This window comes from Amycolatopsis sp. (assembly GCF_036008905.1).
Taxonomy (GTDB): Bacteria; Actinomycetota; Actinomycetes; order Mycobacteriales; family Pseudonocardiaceae; genus Amycolatopsis.
In genome coordinates, this window is sequence record NZ_DASYMU010000051.1 from 1 (window position 1) to 18,209 (window position 18,209).

The 18,209-nt window shown below is 66.9% G+C and carries 12 protein-coding genes and 1 pseudogene; 5 read left to right on the forward strand and 8 right to left on the reverse strand.

Translation table 11 applies throughout. The features are described 5' to 3' along the window. Positions 1 to 111: 111 nt before the first annotated feature. Positions 112 to 1,899: a hypothetical protein gene (locus tag VGP60_RS09880; RefSeq protein WP_327547615.1), complete on the reverse strand. Its 1,788-nt coding sequence runs from the start codon at positions 1,897 to 1,899 to the stop codon at positions 112 to 114. A 652-nt stretch (positions 1,900 to 2,551) separates the two neighbouring features. Here VGP60_RS09880 and VGP60_RS09885 point away from each other — a divergent pair. The 4 genes from VGP60_RS09885 (at position 2,552) to VGP60_RS09900 (ending at position 5,471) form a co-directional block, all read left to right on the forward strand. Continuing rightward, the gene (locus tag VGP60_RS09885; RefSeq protein ID WP_327547616.1) at positions 2,552 to 3,115 is read left to right on the forward strand and encodes a YbaB/EbfC family nucleoid-associated protein; all 564 of its coding nucleotides are present in this window, start codon (positions 2,552 to 2,554) and stop codon (positions 3,113 to 3,115) included. After that, positions 3,112 to 3,477 carry a hypothetical protein gene (locus VGP60_RS09890; protein WP_327547617.1) on the forward strand — a complete coding sequence of 122 codons (366 nt, stop codon included), beginning with the start codon at positions 3,112 to 3,114 and terminating at the stop codon, positions 3,475 to 3,477. The genes VGP60_RS09885 and VGP60_RS09890 overlap by 4 nt, the downstream gene beginning before the upstream one ends. Before the next feature lie 18 nt (positions 3,478 to 3,495). Then, complete coding sequence (locus tag VGP60_RS09895; RefSeq protein WP_327547618.1) at positions 3,496 to 4,698, forward strand: hypothetical protein; 1,203 nt, start codon at positions 3,496 to 3,498, stop codon at positions 4,696 to 4,698. 74 nt (positions 4,699 to 4,772) lie between these two features. Beyond that, positions 4,773 to 5,471 (forward strand): hypothetical protein, encoded by a 699-nt coding sequence (locus tag VGP60_RS09900; protein ID WP_327547619.1) that lies wholly within the window; start codon positions 4,773 to 4,775, stop codon positions 5,469 to 5,471. Between the two features lie 92 nt (positions 5,472 to 5,563). Here VGP60_RS09900 and VGP60_RS09905 read toward each other — a convergent pair whose 3' ends face one another. From VGP60_RS09905 to VGP60_RS41670, 3 genes and pseudogenes are all read right to left on the reverse strand, one after another. Continuing rightward, a complete protein-coding gene (locus VGP60_RS09905) occupies positions 5,564 to 9,475 on the reverse strand; it encodes a DNA-directed RNA polymerase subunit beta' (protein ID WP_327547620.1) in 3,912 nt (1,303 codons plus the stop codon). A 90-nt stretch (positions 9,476 to 9,565) separates the two neighbouring features. Then, positions 9,566 to 13,057, reverse strand: coding sequence for a DNA-directed RNA polymerase subunit beta (locus VGP60_RS09910; protein WP_327547621.1), 3,492 nt, complete (start codon positions 13,055 to 13,057; stop codon positions 9,566 to 9,568). 390 nt (positions 13,058 to 13,447) lie between these two features. Further along, positions 13,448 to 13,510, reverse strand: a pseudogene (locus VGP60_RS41670) (SEC-C metal-binding domain-containing protein); the annotation flags it as partial. Between the two features lie 348 nt (positions 13,511 to 13,858). On the opposite strand from VGP60_RS41670, the gene VGP60_RS09915 reads away from it, so the two are divergent. Further along, positions 13,859 to 14,677: a hypothetical protein gene (locus VGP60_RS09915; protein WP_327547622.1), complete on the forward strand. Its 819-nt coding sequence runs from the start codon at positions 13,859 to 13,861 to the stop codon at positions 14,675 to 14,677. Positions 14,678 to 14,695: 18 nt separating this feature from the next. Here the strand turns inward: VGP60_RS09915 and VGP60_RS09920 are convergent, their stop codons facing one another. The 4 genes from VGP60_RS09920 to VGP60_RS09935 are packed head-to-tail and all read right to left on the reverse strand — an operon-like array spanning position 14,696 to position 18,046. Next, complete coding sequence (locus tag VGP60_RS09920; protein ID WP_327547626.1) at positions 14,696 to 15,298, reverse strand: response regulator transcription factor; 603 nt, start codon at positions 15,296 to 15,298, stop codon at positions 14,696 to 14,698. A gap of 5 nt (positions 15,299 to 15,303) precedes the next feature. After that, positions 15,304 to 16,386: a sensor histidine kinase gene (locus VGP60_RS09925; RefSeq protein ID WP_327547623.1), complete on the reverse strand. Its 1,083-nt coding sequence runs from the start codon at positions 16,384 to 16,386 to the stop codon at positions 15,304 to 15,306. Then, positions 16,383 to 17,141: an ABC transporter permease gene (locus VGP60_RS09930; protein WP_327547624.1), complete on the reverse strand. Its 759-nt coding sequence runs from the start codon at positions 17,139 to 17,141 to the stop codon at positions 16,383 to 16,385. The genes VGP60_RS09925 and VGP60_RS09930 overlap by 4 nt, the downstream gene beginning before the upstream one ends. Continuing rightward, the gene (locus tag VGP60_RS09935; protein ID WP_327547625.1) at positions 17,138 to 18,046 is read right to left on the reverse strand and encodes an ABC transporter ATP-binding protein; all 909 of its coding nucleotides are present in this window, start codon (positions 18,044 to 18,046) and stop codon (positions 17,138 to 17,140) included. Before VGP60_RS09935 ends, VGP60_RS09930 begins: the two co-directional genes overlap by 4 nt. Positions 18,047 to 18,209: the final 163 nt, after the last annotated feature.

Here is an 18,209-nt window from a genome sequence, read left to right on the forward strand (position 1 = left end):
GAGAGGTCGTGAGTGGCTACGAGTGCTAGAACACTCGTAGCCACTCACGACCCACCCACATACAGTCACTTACCTACCTAGCCGGGTCACTTACCTACCTAGCCGGGCCACTTACTTCACGTCCGCGTCCGCCACCACGAACAGCTCCGAGTGCGGTTTCGCGTTGCCGAAAGCCCCGTGGGGCCAGGACTTCCGGTTGAAGTTGATGCCGACCTGGCCGGTGAACTCGTCTCGGAAGTTCTGATCGACGGCGATCTTCCCGTCCTTGCCGAGGTTCAGCAGGTTGACCTTGTGGTCACCGTCGAGGCCCGAGCGGGCGACGAAGTAGTTCGACACCGCGAGGTGCTCCGGCTGGGCGGTTTCGTGGTAGAAACCGTCCTCGCCGAGGGTGAAGTTGTCGTAGGCACCCCAGTGCGGACCGGCGCCCGGGGTCCCCGGGTTGATCGGTGCCGCGCCGACAACGGTGGGGAGGTCTTCCCCGCCGCCCTGCTGGGCCTTGAGCTTCGTGTCGATGGCGCCCTTGTAGTTGTCGCCGGCGGCGAGCAGCTTCTGGATGTCCAGCACGTAGACGCCACCGGTGGTGCCGGGGTCATCGGGGCTGAGCGTGCCCTTCTGCCTGCCGACGACGGCGCGGTAGAGGTACTTGTCGTCGGGGCTGGTCTGGATCCAGCCGCCGTTGGAACTGCCACCGTTGGAGTCGTTGTTCGGGTAGATGGCCTTGTTCGCGGCGCCGTCGTCGAACACCTCACGCCAGTGCGGCTCGGCCGCGGTGATGTCCGGCGTGTAGTAGACCGCGCCACCCTGCATGGTCTGCGCGAACGCGCCCTTGTGGCCGGGCAGGTTCGTCACCGTGGTCTCCATGACCGCGCGGCTTTCGGCGTGCAGCGGGTCGGCCGGGTCGGCGCGGGGGCCGTCCGGGAGGTAGGAGACCGACTTCAGCTTGGGGTGGTTGCGGTCGGAGATGTCCCAGGTGCGGACCGTCGGGCGCCGCAGGTAGGGCGACGGCTGCTTGACCGGGTCGAGGATGATGTTGCGCGGTTCCGCGTAGTCACTGGTGACCATGGTGTTCAGGTCCTCGCGGGCCTGGATGCCGTGCGGGTTGGCGCAGGTCGGCTTGCTCAGCTGCGGCAGGTTGTCGCAGAGCTTCTTGTTGTCCCCCTGCGGTGTCGCCGCGGGTGACTCGGAAAGCACGTTGGCGTTCTGGTCGAAGTGGACGACCTCGCCTGGGCTACCGGCGAAACCGTTGCCGACCTGGACCGAGCCGTCCTGGTACGCGTACGGCCCGGGGACGACCGGCCCGCCCATGTACGTGCCGTAGGCGGTGCCGTCCTTGAGGACCCAGTAGGCGTCCGGGACCGAGCCACCGAGCGTGGCCGTCGGCAGGCTGATGCCCTTGAGCTTCAACGCGGGCAGCGCGCTGACGTCGAAGGCGTAGGTCGCCGCGGCGAACAGCGCGCCGGCGTAGATCGTGTCGCCCTTGTGCCACACGTACTGCATGTGGTGCGGCTCGTTCTCCACCAGCGGGCCGACGGTCGCGGTGTTGACGACCTTGCCGTAGGTGGACGAACCCTCGGTGACGTCGATGACGGCGAGGAAGTCGGGGCCGGGCAAGGCGTTCTTGACCTTGTTCAGGCCACCGCCGAGCGTGCCGGGGAGGTTCTTGAGGTCCTTGACCAAGGTGTCGGCGATGTTCTCGTCACCGGCCCAGACCAGCAGCCACTTCTTGCGCTTGCCGTTGTCCGCGCGGGCACTGGCGGCGGTGCCGACCAGGTGGTTCTGCACCCAGTACTGCTTGCCGTCGGAGGCCGTCTTGGCCTCCGTGGTGACCTTGACGTCGGCGTAAGCGCTGGTGCTCGAGCCGGTATAGGTGACGGCACCGAGCGCGAGCGCGGCCGCCATGGCACCTATCACCACTTTTCGCCACTTCGGCGAGTTGGATAACATCGGTACTCCTGTTTCTTTCGAATGGCGCCACGAATAAGACACACCCCTCCCCTTGTTTTCGTGCAGCACAAAGCCGCGAAAGCGCAAAGGGAAAGCCGAGTACCACGCCGCGGCGCTCGTCATCGAGCTCAGAACCGTTGGGGCGTGGTCAAAATCCGTCTACGTGTGAACGGAAGAGGAAATCAGAACTCCAGACAGAGGGCACTCGCCTGCATTCGCAGATCGACGTGCCGGCGCCACACCAGGGCGACAGGAGAGGACATGGGCGAAATACTCTTGTGATACCCGCTTACTGTCAATCTCGTGATCAAAGAATGGGATGTAACCACATCAGGTGACTTTCCCACGATTTGGACGCATTTGGCGCGCTTTTTTAGGCCGGATGGGTGATTGCGACCGAATTGGTCCGATATGTGAGAAGTCGCCGTGACGGTACGTCGCGAGGGCGCTCTCACGAGGCAGATTCCGTGATCTTTTCGTTACCTAATCCGGGGAACTCCGAGCCCTCATTCGATCGGGTGAGGCGACGGATCCATTCGGCTCTTCGCTGCGTCCAACCAGACCAGTGGGTCACGATGAGCCGGAGACCACTCCCGAGGAGGCAACCGTGTCGGCCGAGTTCGAGCAACTCGTAGCGCAGTTCGAGAAGTTCCAGTCGAAGATCAAGAACGTCGACGACCAGTTCGCCGGGATCGGCGACCTGCAAGCGGAACTGACCGGGCTCGAAGCCAGTGTCACCTCGCCGGACGGCGCGATCACGGTGACCTCGGGTCCCGGCGGGTCGGTCACCGACGTCCAGTTCACGAAGGCCGCGCTCGAGCAGAGCCCGCAAGCGCTTTCCGCCGCGCTGATGACGACCATGCGGCAGGCGATCGCCGAATCGGCGCGCCGTCAGGCCACCATCGTCGACGAGCATCTCGGCGGTGAACTGAACCTCGTCGACCAGGTGCTCAAGGCCCAGGCCGACGCGTTCGGGATCAGCGTCGACGAGCTGAAGTCGAGGATGCCCGAGAACGCGGCTCCGGTACCGCAGGCCGACGACTTCTCCGAGCGGACCCTCCTCAGCGAAGCGACCGAACCGCCCCCGCGCCCGCGCCCGACCCCGCCGCCGCCGACTTCGCACGGCGACACGTTCCTGAAGAACCTGTTCGACGAGGAGGACCCCCGATGAGCGGCGGACACGCTGTCGTTGTCCAAGCGCTGCGGCAGTACGCACAGAACCTGCAGGGCGACACCGTCATCCCCGGCGAGATCGCCGGGCTGGTGCGCCAGTCGGACGTGGGCGACGAGTCCTGGGGGCTCGTCGGTCTCGTCGTCAAGGGGAAGTACACCGGGATGCTGACCGACCTCCAGGAGCTGCTGCTCGAGATGTCGACCGGGCTCACCGCGGCGTCGGAGAAGTTGACCGCGGCCGCGAACGCTTACCAGCAGCACGAAGACGACAGCAAAGCCGCGCTGAACGAGATCCTCACGCTCCTCGACCAGCCGGCGCCCATCCGGACGAAACCACCGCAGCTCGGTCCGGCGAGCTGACGGAAGGGGGAGACGACCATGGCCGAAGTCAAAGGTGACCAGAGCGGGATCACCATCAAGACCGAGGACGATCCCGGGTTCATCGACACCGGCAAGATCGCCTCTTCGCTGCCGGGTCCGCTCGGGTCCGGGGCGAAGGTGTTCGAGGGTGTCGTCTCGGGCGCCAAGGACGGCAAGCTCGACGGCGGCGAGATCACCTCGCTGGCGTCGGACGGTGCTTCGTTCGTGAGTTCGTGCATGGACGTCAGCAGCATCGCGACCGACCCGATCGGCTGGCTCGTCGGGGCCGGGCTCAACTTCCTGCTGTCGGTGGTCCAGCCGCTGCAGGACGCGATCCAGCTCGTCAGCGGGGACGGGCCCGCGCTCGCCAACGCGGCTGGCAACTTCGGCGCGGTCGGGACCGGGCTGCAGAACTACAGCAAGAAGTTCGCCGAGGACGCGCAGACGTCGCTCGCGCAGTGGGAGGGCCCCGCGGCCGAAGCGGCGGCGCGGAAGCTCGGCGAGTTCGCCAACGGCATCAACGGGATCGCCGGGCAGGCCGGGGACATCGCGAAGCTGCTGCAGCTGTCGAGCATGGTCATGACCGTCATCGAGGAGTTCATCAAGGCGCTCCTGACGGAGTTCATCACCTGGCTCGTGATGATCTGGATCCCGGCGCTCGCCGCGGCCGTGCCGACTTTCGGCGGCTCCACCGCGGCGGCCGGGACGGCGACCGGCGTCAAGGGCGCGCAGACCGGGGTACGGGCGACCAAGCAGGTCAGCAAGCTGCAGAAGCTGCTCGACAAGATCCAGGAGTTCCTGGCGAACCTGAAGAAATGGTTCACCGACCTGTCGACGAACTTCAAGACGATCATGGACACCAAGGCCTTGCAGAGCGGGCTCGCGAAGCTGGAGATCAGTGCGGGCGGCAAGACCAGCTGGGCCACGCGGCTGCAGGGCGCGGAGACCGGGATGGTCGGGCAGCGGGTCTACAACGGTGTCGGGGAGTCGTTCCTGACCGCGGGCAAGAAGGCCGCGTGGGACACCGTCGGCCTCGGCAAGGCTGCGGACGGGCAGGGCAACTGGGAGACTCCGGCGACCGGCGCGAAGCAGACCCAGACCGGCATCGGCGTCGGCACCAAAGCCGCCGGGTACGGCACCGGCTTCGCGAAGGCCGCCGGGTACGACAACACCGGTGTCGACCAGTCCACTGACGAAACCAGCGAGGACCTCGACTTCTAACCCCCTGACCAGGGCGCGCGCCTTTCGCGGGCTAAACGTCCTCGCCCTGGTCAGGGGCCGATTCCGGGAGTGGGATGCGCTTTACGGATTATCTGGTGCTCGCGGTCGTGGGGTACGGCGTCGCCTTGGTGCTGTTTGTGGCGGGCAGGCGGGTCGCGAGGGCGGGGGCGGCGCTGCGGATCGCGGCGGGGGTCGTGGCGGCGGTGACAACGGTGGGCTGGGTGGCTCCGGCGGCGCTGGCCGGTGGGGCGCTGGGTGGGGTGTTCACGTTTGTGCTGCTCTTCGTGGTCCTGCCGGTCATCGTGATCTTCGCGGGCGTGCGGCTCGGCCGCTATCGCAAGCAGCGCGCGGGCGACGTCGACCTGCCGCCGATCTGGCCGCCCGTGCTCATCTGCGCGTTCGGGCTCGCGTTCCTGTTGCCTGGGGCGATCTACGTGCTCAACGCGGTCCTCTACCTACTGGGCGTTCGCACCGACGTCGACCTCATGGTCACCAGCGTCTCGCCGTGGGACTGGTACCTGTCTCGGTCCGCCACCGTGAGCGGCGACTACGGCGACGGGCTGGTCGACCAGTCGGTGTGGTGGAGTTCGGCGCCGCTGCCCGAGCAGGGCGAGACCATCCGCGTCGCACTGGGACCGCTGTGGCCGAACCCCATGATCGAGTCCTCCGGCGCCGCAGGCGTCATGCTCGCCATCAACGCCGCCCTCGTCCTCCCCGGCGCCGCCCTCCTCTACCTGGGCCGACGCCAAGCGCGAGGACGATTAGCCCGCTAAACGCAGCGTGCGGGCATAAAGCGAGCCCCCGGTCCGAAGTGGACCGGGGGCTCGCTGGGGTCAAACGGGTCGAGCGGTAAAGCGAGGGCGGGTTAGCGGAAGTCGCGACCGAAGTCGTAGTCGTCCAGCGGAACCGCCGCACCGGTGCCCGTACCGAAGACATCCGGGGTGTAGTAACCGTCGTCGTAGGACGGGATGGCGTACGCCGCCACCCGGGCCTCCTCGGTCGGCTGCACCTGGATGTTGCGGTACCGGTTGATACCCGTACCGGCCGGGATCAACTTACCGATGATGACGTTCTCCTTGAGACCCACGAGCCTGTCGCTACGGCCGTTGATGGCCGCGTCGGTCAGGACTCGGGTGGTCTCCTGGAACGACGCCGCCGACAGCCACGAGTCCGTGGTCAGCGAGGCCTTCGTGATCCCCATCAGCACCGGGCGACCCGATGCCGGCTCGCCACCTTCGGCGACCGCGGCACGGTTACGCGCCTCGAACTTGGTCCGCTCGGGCAGCTCGCCCGGCAGGAAGTCCGTGGACCCGTTCTCGATGATCGTGACCCGGCGGAGCATCTGCCGGACGATCACCTCGATGTGCTTGTCGTGGATCGACACACCCTGTGCCCGGTACACCTGCTGGACCTCGTCCACGAGGTGCATCTGCGCCTCGCGGGGGCCCATCACGCGGAGAACCTCGTGCGGGTCCGGGGTACCTTCCAGCAGCTGCTGGCCGACCGACACGTGGTCGCCGTCGGCGAGCGGGCCGGTCGGGGTGTTCGCGAGCCGCTGACGCTTGGACAGCTTGTCGAAGACGATCTCTTCGCCACCGTCGTCCGGGATCAGCGTGATCTTCCAGAACCGCTCGCTCTCTTCGATGCGCACGCGGCCATCGACGTCGGCGATCGGCGCCTTGCCCTTGGGGACACGAGCCTCGAAGAGCTCCTGCACCCGGGGAAGACCCTTGGTGATGTCGTCACCGACGACGCCACCCTGGTGGAAGGTACGCATGGTGAGCTGGGTTCCCGGCTCACCGATCGACTGCGCCGCGACGATACCGACGGCCTCGCCGACGTCGACCAGAAGACCGGTCGCCATCGAACGGCCGTAGCACCGCGCACAGACACCGACGACCGACTCGCAGGTCAGCACGCTGCGGACCTTGACCTTGGCGATCCCGCTCGAGACGAGCTTCTCGATCGCCGGGTCACCAAGGTCGTCGTTGCGGTTGAGCACGACGTTGCCCTGGGCGTCCACCGCGTCCTCGGCGAGGCAGCGCGCGTAGACGCTGGTCTCGACGTGCTGGTCACGCAGGACCTTGCCACCGCCGATGTCCTCACCGATGACCATGGAGATGCCACGGGTACCGGCACAGTCGGTCTCGCGGACGATGACGTCCTGCGACACGTCCACCAGACGACGGGTCAGGTAACCCGAGTCGGCGGTCCGCATCGCGGTGTCCGCGAGGCCCTTTCGGGCACCGTGCGTCGCGATGAAGTACTCCGCCACCGAAAGGCCTTCACGGAAGTTGGCCTTGATCGGACGCGGGATGTACTCACCCTTCGGGTTCGACACCAGGCCACGCATACCGGCCAGCGACCGGACCTGCGTCATGTTCCCGGCCGCACCCGACTTGACGATGATCGAGATCGGGTTGTCGTCCGGGAAGTGGGCTTCCATGACCTTGGCGACGTCTTCGGTCGCCTGGGTCCAGACCTTGACCAGTTCGTTGTTGCGCTCGGTGTGCGAGAGCTGTCCACGCTGGTACCGCTTCTCGACCTGGTCGGCCTTGAGCTCGTACTCGTCGAGGATGCCCTGCTTCTCCGGCGGCACCACGACATCGGAGATGGCGACGGTGACACCGGACCGGGTGGCCCAGTAGAAGCCGGCGTCCTTGAGCCGGTCGAGCGTCTGCGCGACCTGCGTCATGGAGTACCGCTCGGCGAGGTCGTTCACGATCACGGCCTGACGCTTCTTGGGCATCGGCTCGTTGATGAACGGGTAGTCCGCCGGGAGCAACTCGTTGAACAGCACGCGGCCGAGGGTGGTCTCGGCGAGCCAGGTCTTACCCGGGCCCCAGCCGTTCTCGGCCAGCTTGGCTTCGTCGGCCTTGGCGGGCTGACGGTCCTTGATCCGGATCTTCACCGGCGCGTGCAGGCTCAGCGCCTTGCGGTCGAAGGCCATGATGGCCTCGGCCGGCGAGGAGAACGCCTTGCCGGCGCCTTCCGAACCTTCGTCGAGCCGGGTCAGGTGGAACAGACCGGTCACCATGTCCAGACGCGGCATGGCGAGCGGACGACCCGACGCGGGCGACAGGATGTTGTTCGCCGAGAGCATCAGGATGCGGGCCTCGGACTGCGCCTCCGCGGACAGCGGGAGGTGCACGGCCATCTGGTCACCGTCGAAGTCGGCGTTGAACGCTTCACAGACCAGCGGGTGCAACTGGATGGCCTTGCCTTCGACCAGTTGCGGCTCGAAGGCCTGGATACCCAGGCGGTGCAGGGTCGGTGCGCGGTTCAGCATCACCGGGTGACCGGTGATGACCTCTTCGAGCACGTCCCACACCTGCGGGCGCGAACGCTCGACCATGCGCTTGGCGGACTTGATGTTCTGCGCGTGGTTGAGGTCGACCAGCCGCTTCATGACGAACGGCTTGAACAGCTCGAGCGCCATGTCCTTCGGCAGACCGCACTGGTGCAGCTTCAGCTGCGGACCGACGATGATGACCGAACGGCCCGAGTAGTCGACGCGCTTGCCGAGCAGGTTCTGACGGAACCGGCCCTGCTTGCCCTTCAACAGGTCGGACAGCGACTTCAACGGCCGGTTGCCCGGGCCGGTGACGGGACGGCCGCGGCGGCCGTTGTCGAACAGCGCGTCGACGGCCTCCTGCAGCATCCGCTTCTCGTTGTTCACGATGATCTCGGGCGCGCCGAGGTCGATGAGCCGCTTCAACCGGTTGTTCCGGTTGATGACACGGCGGTAGAGGTCGTTCAGGTCCGAGGTGGCGAACCGGCCACCGTCGAGCTGGACCATCGGGCGCAGGTCCGGCGGGATCACCGGGACGGCGTCGAGGACCATGCCGCGGGGGTCGTTGCCGGTGGCCTGGAACGCCGCGACGACCTTGAGCCGCTTGAGCGCGCGGAGCTTCTTCTGCCCCTTGCCGTTGCGGATGGTGTCGCGCAGGTGGTCGGCCTCGGCTGCCACGTCGAACTCGGCGGCCAGCTTCTGGATGGACTCGGCGCCCATGCCACCGGTGAAGTACTCGCCGTACCGGTCGATGAGCTCGCGGTAGAGCAGCTCGTCGGCGATCAGCTGACGCACGTCCAGCTTGACGAAGGTCGTCCAGACCTCTTCGAGGCGGTCCAGCTCGCGACCGGCACGGTCACGCAGCTGACGCATCTCGCGCTCGCCGCCTTCCTTCACCTTGCGGCGGACGTCGGACTTGGCGCCCTCGGCCTCCAGCTCGGCGAGGTCGGCTTCGAGCTTCTGCGCCCGTGCCTCGATGTCGGCGTCACGCTTGGCTTCGAGGTTCTTGCGCTCGATGCCGATCTCGTTCTCGAGGGTCGGCAGGTCGTTGTGCCGGAGCTCGGTGTTCACCCCGGTGATCACGTAGGCCGCGAAGTAGATGATCTTTTCGAGGTCCTTCGGCGCCAGGTCGAGCAGGTAGCCCAGCCGGGACGGAACACCCTTGAAGTACCAGATGTGCGTGACCGGAGCGGCCAGCTCGATGTGGCCCATGCGCTCACGGCGGACCTTGGCGCGGGTCACCTCGACGCCGCAGCGCTCACAGATGATGCCCTTGAAGCGGACTCGCTTGTACTTACCGCAGTAGCACTCCCAGTCCCGGGTCGGACCGAAGATCTTCTCGCAGAAGAGTCCGTCCTTCTCCGGCTTCAGGGTGCGGTAGTTGATGGTCTCCGGCTTCTTGACCTCACCGAAGGACCACTGGCGGATGTCGTCAGCGGTAGCAAGGCCGATGCGGAGCTCATCGAAGAAATTGACGTCCAGCACGTCTTTACATCCCCTTGGGGTTGATTCGACTAAGAGGGGTTGGCGTTGGGGCGGGCGCCCGCACTAGGCAGGCACCCGCCCGTCACACCGTCAGTGCACGACGTCGTCCACCGAGGGCGACTCGTTGCGCGACAGGTTGATGCCGAGGTTGGCGGCGGCGCGCTCGAGGTCCTCGTCGTCGGAATCGCGCATCTCGATCGCCGCACCGTCGCTGGAGAGCACCTCAACGTTCAGGCACAGCGACTGGAGCTCCTTCAGGAGCACCTTGAACGACTCCGGGATACCCGGCTCGGGGATGTTCTCCCCCTTGACGATGGCCTCGTACACCTTCACGCGGCCGACCACGTCATCCGACTTGATCGTCAGCAGTTCCTGCAGCGTGTACGCCGCGCCGTAGGCCTGCATCGCCCAGCACTCCATCTCACCGAAGCGCTGGCCACCGAACTGTGCCTTACCACCCAGCGGCTGCTGCGTGATCATCGAGTACGGGCCGGTGGAACGTGCGTGGATCTTGTCGTCGACCAGGTGGTGGAGCTTCAGGATGTACATGTAGCCGACGGCGACCGGGTACGGGTACGGCTCACCGGAGCGGCCGTCCAGCAGGGTGGCCTTGCCGTTCTGCTTGACCATGCGCTCACCGTCGCGGTTCGGCTTGGTCGCGCCGAGCAGCCCGGTGATCTCGTCTTCCTGGGCACCGTCGAACACCGGGGTGGCGGTGTTCGTGCCGGCGTCGACGTCGAAGAGCTCCTGGTTCAGGTTCTTCGACCAGTCCGGGTTGCCCTCGATCTTCCAGCCCTGCGAAGCGAGCCATCCGAGGTGCAGCTCGAGGACCTGGCCGATGTTCATCCGTCGCGGCACACCGTGCGTGTTCAGGATGATGTCGACCGGGGTGCCGTCCTCCATGAACGGCATGTCCTCGGCGGGCAGGATCTTGCCGATGACACCCTTGTTGCCGTGCCGGCCGGCCAGCTTGTCACCAGGCTGGATCTTCCGCTTCTGGGCCACGTAGACGCGGACCAGTTCGTTGACGCCCGGGGGCAGCTCGTCGTCGTCCTCGCGCGAGAACACGCGGATGCCGATGACCTTGCCGGTCTCGCCGTGCGGCACCTTCAGCGAGGTGTCGCGGACTTCGCGGGCCTTCTCACCGAAGATCGCGCGGAGGAGACGCTCTTCCGGCGTCAGCTCGGTCTCGCCCTTGGGCGTGACCTTGCCGACGAGGATGTCGCCGTCGCGGACCTCGGCACCGATCCGGATGATGCCGCGCTCGTCGAGGTCGGCCAGTACCTCCTCGGAGACGTTCGGGATGTCCCGGGTGATCTCCTCGGCGCCCAGCTTCGTGTCGCGGGCATCGATCTCGTGCTCCTCGATGTGGATCGACGTGAGCACGTCGTCCTGCACCAGGCGCTCCGAGAGGATGATCGCGTCCTCGTAGTTGTGGCCTTCCCACGGCATGACCGCCACGAGCAGGTTCTTGCCGAGTGCCATCTCACCGTTCTCGGTGGACGGGCCGTCGGCGATGACCTGGCCCTTTTCGACCCGGTCGCCCTCGTTGACGATCGGGCGGTGGTTGAAGCAGGTGCCGTGGTTCGAGCGGCGGAACTTGTACAGTCCGTAGCTCTTCCGGGTGCCGTCGTCGTGCATGATCGTGACCAGGTCGGCGGAGAGTTCCTCCACCACACCGGCCTGCTCGGCGACGAGGACGTCACCGGCGTCGATCGCGGCACGCAGCTCCATGCCGGTGCCGACGAGCGGCGCCGAGTTGCGGAGCAGGGGCACGGCCTGACGCTGCATGTTCGCACCCATCAGGGCGCGGTTCGCGTCGTCGTGCTCGATGAACGGGATCATGGCCGTCGCGACCGACACCATCTGGCGCGGCGAGACGTCCATGTAGTCCACGTCGGTGGGGTCGATGAGCTCGACCTCGCCGCCCTTCTTACGGACCAGGACGCGATCTTCCTTGAAGTGGCCGTCGTCGTCGATGGGCGCGTTGGCCTGCGCCTTGACGAACCTGTCCTCTTCGTCGGCCGTCAGGTAGTCGACCTGATCGGTGACTTGGCCCTCGACGACCTTGCGGTACGGCGTCTCGATGAAACCGAACGGGTTGACCCGCGCGTAGGAGCAGAGCGAGCCGATCAAGCCGATGTTCGGGCCTTCCGGGGTCTCGATCGGGCACATCCGGCCGTAGTGGCTCGGGTGGACGTCCCGGACCTCCATACCGGCACGCTCACGGGACAGACCACCGGGGCCGAGCGCGGACAGACGCCTCTTGTGCGTGAGCCCGGACAGCGGGTTGTTCTGGTCCATGAACTGCGACAGCTGCGAAGTCCCGAAGAACTCCTTGATCGCCGCCACGACGGGACGGATGTTGATCAGGGTCTGCGGCGTGATCGCCTCGACGTCCTGAGTCGTCATCCGCTCCCGGACGACGCGCTCCATGCGGGAGAGGCCGACCCGGATCTGGTTCTGGATCAGCTCGCCCACGGTGCGCAGACGCCGGTTACCGAAGTGGTCGATGTCGTCGACCTCGACGGGGAGCTCGACACCGTCGATGGTCATCTTTTCCTCGCCGGCGTGCAGCCGGACCAGGTACTCGATGGTCGTGACGATGTCTTCTTCGGTCAGCGTGCCCGTGTCGTACGGGGACTTCTGGCCCAGCTTCTTGTTGACCTTGTACCGGCCGACCTTCGCCAGGTCGTAGCGCTTCGTCTTGAAGAACAGGTTCTCCAAGAGCGTCTGGGCGCTCTCCTTGGTGGGGGGCTCGCCCGGGCGCAGCTTCCGGTAGATGTCGAGCAGTGCCTCGTCGGTACCGGCGGTGTGGTCCTTCTCGAGGGTGGCCATCAGCGTCTCCGAGAAGGAGAAGCGCTCACGGATCGCCTCGGTGGTCCAGCCCAGCGCCTTCAGCAGTACGGTGACCGGCTGGCGGCGCTTGCGGTCGATCCGGACACCGACGGTGTCGCGCTTGTCGACGTCGAACTCCAGCCAAGCACCCCGGCTCGGGATGACCTTGACGCTGAAGACGTCCTTGTCGGTGGTCTTGTCGACGCTGGTGTCGAAGTAGACACCGGGTGAGCGCACGAGCTGGGACACCACGACACGCTCGGTGCCGTTGATGACGAAGGTGCCCTTGTCGGTCATCACCGGGAAATCGCCCATGAAGACCGTCTGGCTCTTGATCTCACCAGTGTTGTTGTTGACGAACTCGGCCGTGACGAACAGCGGCGCGGCGTAGGTCATGTCCTTGTCCTTGCACTCCTCGACGGAGGCCTTGACCTCGTCGAAGCGCGGGTCGGAGAAGGACAGGGACATGGAGCCGGAGAAGTCCTCGATCGGGGAGATCTCGTTGAGAACCTCCGAGAGGCCTCCGACCGGGTTTTCTTCGCCTTCCTCGACGCGGCGTTCGAACCACGCCTCGTCGCCGGTAAACCATTCAAACGACCGGATCTGCACGTCAAGCAGGTTCGGGGTGCTCAGGGGCTCGCGAATCTTCGCGAAAGAGACCCGCTTGGGTGCTCCTGGAATTCCCGTTGATGCCGTAGCCGAGGTCGTCGCAGCAGTGGCCTGATTCGCGGGAGAGACTGCCAAGATGCGTCCTTCCGGGGACAAAGAGCGGTGCGCAGCCGCGTTAGCAACTACTAATGCGAGCTGTCAAGGGTGCCGTGGTGCCCACATCCTAACTACCGGTTCCGGGCAGCCTGAAAGAGGGCAGCGCAAAGAAGCAGTCTAGCCCGTAAGGCGCACTCTGTCCAGGGGGCTCTCCTAATGGGGCCCAGCCTCGAACGCAACGCCTATCGGGTAATGCCTCCGGCCCGGTCAGCCACATCCCTCCCGCAAGGTCTGTGCTGGCTCTCACCGTTGGCAGTAAGCGTGACCCCCGCAGCGCTTCCCGTCAAGATGCCACGCTGCGGACCGACCGGTTGGCGCAGCGTTGAAGCGCTTGTGCACAGCGTCACAAGCGCAGGTGAGCAGAGTCTCTTAATCGCGCGAGCTGGGCACGCAGCACTTCTTGTACTTCGATCCAGACCCGCACCAGCAGGCAGCGGCAACCGTTGTTCCCTGTCAATACCTGCCCGCTCGGCGACCGCGGAGGTGACGAACCCGCTGCCGGGGACGTAGCCGAAAGATGATCGAGCCCGGCCGGAATGTCAGCGCCTCACCATATTTTTCAGCGCGACTCGTCAAATTGATGGGCACGGCAATGTGGCGGCACCACGCCAGGGATCGAACGAAAGCTCTACACACAGTGGTACCGATCGGCTACGCACAGCCTCAATTGGCCGCCACTTAGCCCAAATGGCTGTGATCGTCGTCTCACATCGAGTACAACGAGATGGTAACGACGGTAGACAATGGCTCGCCACAACGGTGCCGAGTGGAGGTTTGAGCGTGTCGAGCGATGCAGCGGAATCCCGGCGAGGTGAGACCACCGGGCAGTTGACCGTCACCGACTTGTTGCGCCGTGAGGGCGTCAAGCCCGCGAAGAAGCTTCCGGTCATGAGGAACCGTTCGGTCGTCAAGCCTGCCGAATCCGGCCAACGCCGGGAGTTCGCGGACTTCGACGGCGACGACGCGTCAACCGTGCAGCTCCCGGTGGCCAAGCTGTTGCGACGCGAGAGCGAACTGCCGGCGCAGGCGCGTACCGGTAAGCGGAAGACGGTCACCGTCGCCGCGGGCGTCGCCGCGTTGTTCGGGCTCGCCGCCGTCGCGTTCGGGGTAATCCAGCCGCATGACGAGGCCGCACTCACCGCCGCGGGCCCGGGCGGCGACAACAGCGCCGGCCTTGCCCCGACCACACCCGCGACCCAGCCCGGCCTCTCGACCAGCAGCAGCGGTCCCGTTCTCGACGAAGCCAAGACGGCTGCCGAGCCGGTCAGTCCCAGCGAATCGGCTCCTCCACGTACCGCGCCGAAAAGTACCCAGCCGGGCGGCACCACGCCGCGAACCTCCCCATCGGCGACGAGTAGTGGGCCCGTGTCCAGTACTGGGTCGACGACAACCACTGTCGACACATCGGCGACCCCGACGACCCCACGGGCCGAAACGTCGGAGCCCACGAACCCGGTACAGACCCAGCCGACACCGGCACCATCGTCGACACCGACGACGGCAACACCGACGCCTACGAACACCGACCTGCTGGGGTCGGTGACCGGGCTGGCGGACGGCGTGGTCAACGGTGTGCTGGGCGGCGTGCTGGGCGGCTGAGCACCGCGCGGCAAGGCGTCAAAGCCAGCCTCGTTCACCCGCGACGCGCGCGGCGTGCGAACGGCTCTGCGCGCCGAGCTTCGCCATCGCGGCCGAGAGGTAGTTGCGGACGGTGCCCTCGGCGAGATGGAGCCTTCCGGCGATCTCGGCGTTCGACGCGCCGGTGGCGACTTCGCGCAGGAGTTCACGCTCGCGGTCGGTCAGCGGGTCGGTGTGGTCCCAGGCGGCCATGGCGAGCTCCGGGGCCACCACGCGCTCGCCGGCGTGGACCTTGCGCAACGCTGTCACGAGATCGCCGATGGGCGCGTCCTTGAGCACGTACCCGGAGACGCCGGCGTCCAGCGCGCGGCGGAGGTAGCCGCTGCGGGCGAACGTCGTCACGATGAGCACCCGGGTCCGGTCACCGCGTTTGTGCAGCTCGACGGCGACATCAAGGCCGGTCCGGCCGGGCATTTCGATGTCGGTGAGCAGCACGTCCGGGCGGTGTTCGGCGACGGCGGCGAGCGCCTCGTCGCCGGTGGTCGCGGTGGCCACGACGTCGAGGTCCGGCTGGAGATCCAGCAACGCGGCGAAGGCGCCGAGCACCATCGTCTGATCTTCGGCGAGCACGACCCTGATCAGCTCGCTCACACCGCCACCGCCAGCGGCACCGCGATGGTCACGGTCGTGCCTGCCGACGTCGTGCGGTCCAGCCGGCCGCCCAGCGCGGTGACGCGCTCGCGGATGCCGGTCAGGCCGTTGCCCTCGCGGGACTTGCCGCCGACGCCGTCGTCCGCGATCACCAGCTTCAACTCGTCGTCCTCACAGTGGATGCCGATATGACACGTCTTCGCCCGCGCGTGCCGCGCGACATTGGTGACAGCTTCTCGCAGGGCCAGCGCCAGCTCGTGTTCGGTGGAGCCGATGAGCACGAGATCGGCTTCGCGCCGGACCACCAACTCGACGTCCGCGCTGGCCAGTGCGCCACGAGCCGTCTCCACTTCACGTTCGAGACTCGCTTGGCGCCAGCCCGACAACGCGTTGCGCACCTCGGCGAGCGCGTCGCGGGCGGTGCGCTCGATCTCGGCGGCCTCCGTCACCGCGCGGGACGGGTCGGCGCCGATCAGCTGCGCCCGCATGACCACCGCGGTCAGCGAATGCCCGAGCAGGTCGTGCAGGTCACGGGCGATGCGTTCGCGCTCGGTGATGGTGGCCAGGTGCTCGATGCGGGCGTTGCGCAGCCGCAGCTCGGACGCTTCCCGCGCGCGCTCGGCCTCCTCGATGCAGACCAGCCCGATGACCCAGATGAACAGCAGCGACGGGATGATGCTGAACAACCGCCACGGCAGCGGCGCCGGGATCACCACGCTCATCCCCAGCAGCAGGATGGTGAGCCCGACGAACCAGCGGATCGCGTTCGCCCGGTTCTCGACCCGTCCGGCCGAGCCCGCCGCGTAGACCAGCAGCACCGAAGCTCCCGCGTTCAGCGGCATCGTGGCCACCGCGAGCACGGTGAGCGGGACCGCGGAGTACCAGCGGGCGAGGTCGACGCGCAGGAGGCCGACGAAGTACAGCACCCCGCCCAGCACCGCGATGCCGACGGCGATCGCCCAGTCCCAGCCGTCGCTCGCCGGGTCGAACATCGGCTGGAACAGGGGGATCGCCAAGTAGATCGTGTGGATCCAGCCGAAGGAGATACCTCTGGGCTCGGAAGATGTCTGCACGGTCATGATCGTCCACGACGGTAGGCCACTGAGGCCAGCGCCGCGGTCACCACGGTCATGCCGAGCAGCACCAGGATGTGGACCAGCACCGGGCCGCCGTTCAGCTGGGCGACGGCCAGCTGCGCGAGGTGATAGGTCGGCAGGAACGGCGCGAGGTGCTGGACGAACGCGGGCATGATCTCGAGCGGCATCCACAGCCCGGACAGCACCGCCGCGGGGAACATGAACGCGTTCAGGATCGCCGAGGTCGCGTTGGGACTGGCGACGAACCCGACGGCCAGCCCGAGCAGCGTGAACGGCAGCGAACCGAGCAGCAGTACCACGGCGATGATCAGCAGCTTGCCGATCGGCGCGTCCAGCGAGCCGTTGAGCGCGGCCGCCACAGCCATGGCTACCAGCACCGCCAGGGCGTAAGGCAGCGCGGCGAGCATTTTCGCGGCCAGCGTGACCAGCGTAGGCACGCCGGAGACCTGCTTCGCGCGCAGCCAGCCGCGTTCCCGGTCTCCGGCGACGCTGATGGCCGGGTTGAGCAGGGTCACCGCCAGCACACCGAAGGTGCCGAACGTGGCGACCATCAGCGTGCCCGCCGAGGTGCCCGAGCCGGACGTCTGATGGCCGAACAACGAGACGAACAGGGCGAAGAAACCGACCGGCATCAGCACCGAGAAGAACAACGCGGCGGGCTCCCGCACGATCGCGCGGACGTCGTCGGCGATCTCGACGCGCAATACCCGAGCTGTCGTCGCTGTCATCGTGCTCATGCCGCTACCGCCGTTCCCGAGGCCTTGGTCAGGGCGACCACGGCTTCTTCCAGTCCCGCACCTTCGACCCGCAGCTCGGCGAGCGCGGGGTCCTCCGCCAGCAGGCGCCGCAGCAGCGCCTCGGGCGACCGGGTGGTGAGCCGCACGTGCTCACCCTCCCGGTCGACCGAGACGACCCCCGGCAGCCGCGAAAGCTGTTCGCCGGACAACGTGGTCCTCGCGGACACCGTCCGGTCCGGCAACCGGTCGACGAGCACGTCCGGCCGCGCGTCGGCGAGCACGCGCCCGTTCGCCAGCACCACGACCCGATCGGCGACGGCGGCCGACTCTTCGATCAGGTGGGTCGTGACGAGCACGCCCGTTCCCTTCGCCCGCCGCTCGGCGAGCAGGTCCCAGAAACGGCGGCGGGCGGGCACGTCGAGGCCCACGGTCGGTTCGTCGAGGACGAGGAGCGCGGGGTCGGCGACAAGCGCCATCGCGAGCTGCACGCGCTGCCGCTGCCCGCCGGAGAGCTTCACGACGCGCTGCTTGAGCAGGTCCGTCAGGCCGACCTCGGCGAGAATCGGGCCCGCCGCGCCGCGCGTCATCCCGGCGCGGACTGCCGCGCCGCTGACGGCCTCGCCGACGCGCATGGTGTTCGGGAAGCCGAGCGACTGCTGGACCACGCCGAGCTTGCGCCGTGTCGCCGCGTGCCGCGGGTCTCCGCCGGCGAGCGTGATCTCCCCCGCCTGCCGCGACAGCAGCCCGATGGCCAGGTTGACCAGCGTCGTCTTACCGGCGCCGTTCGGCCCGAGCAGCGCCACACACTCGCCCGCGTGGACGTCGAGGTCCACGCCGTCCAGCGCGACCTTGTCGCCGTAGCGGTGCCGTGCGCCCCGCACCTTGAGTACTTCTTCCATCGTCATCCCCATGTCCTCGTGTGCCCTCCACGGTGCCGTGGCGGGGAGGACGCGGGTAGTGAAGCGCGGTCACGAGCGCGATATGACGAATGTCAACTCGGGTGCCCAACGCGGAAGTGGCATGAACGGACCTTTCATCTCAAAAAACGCGATGAAAGGTCCGTTCATG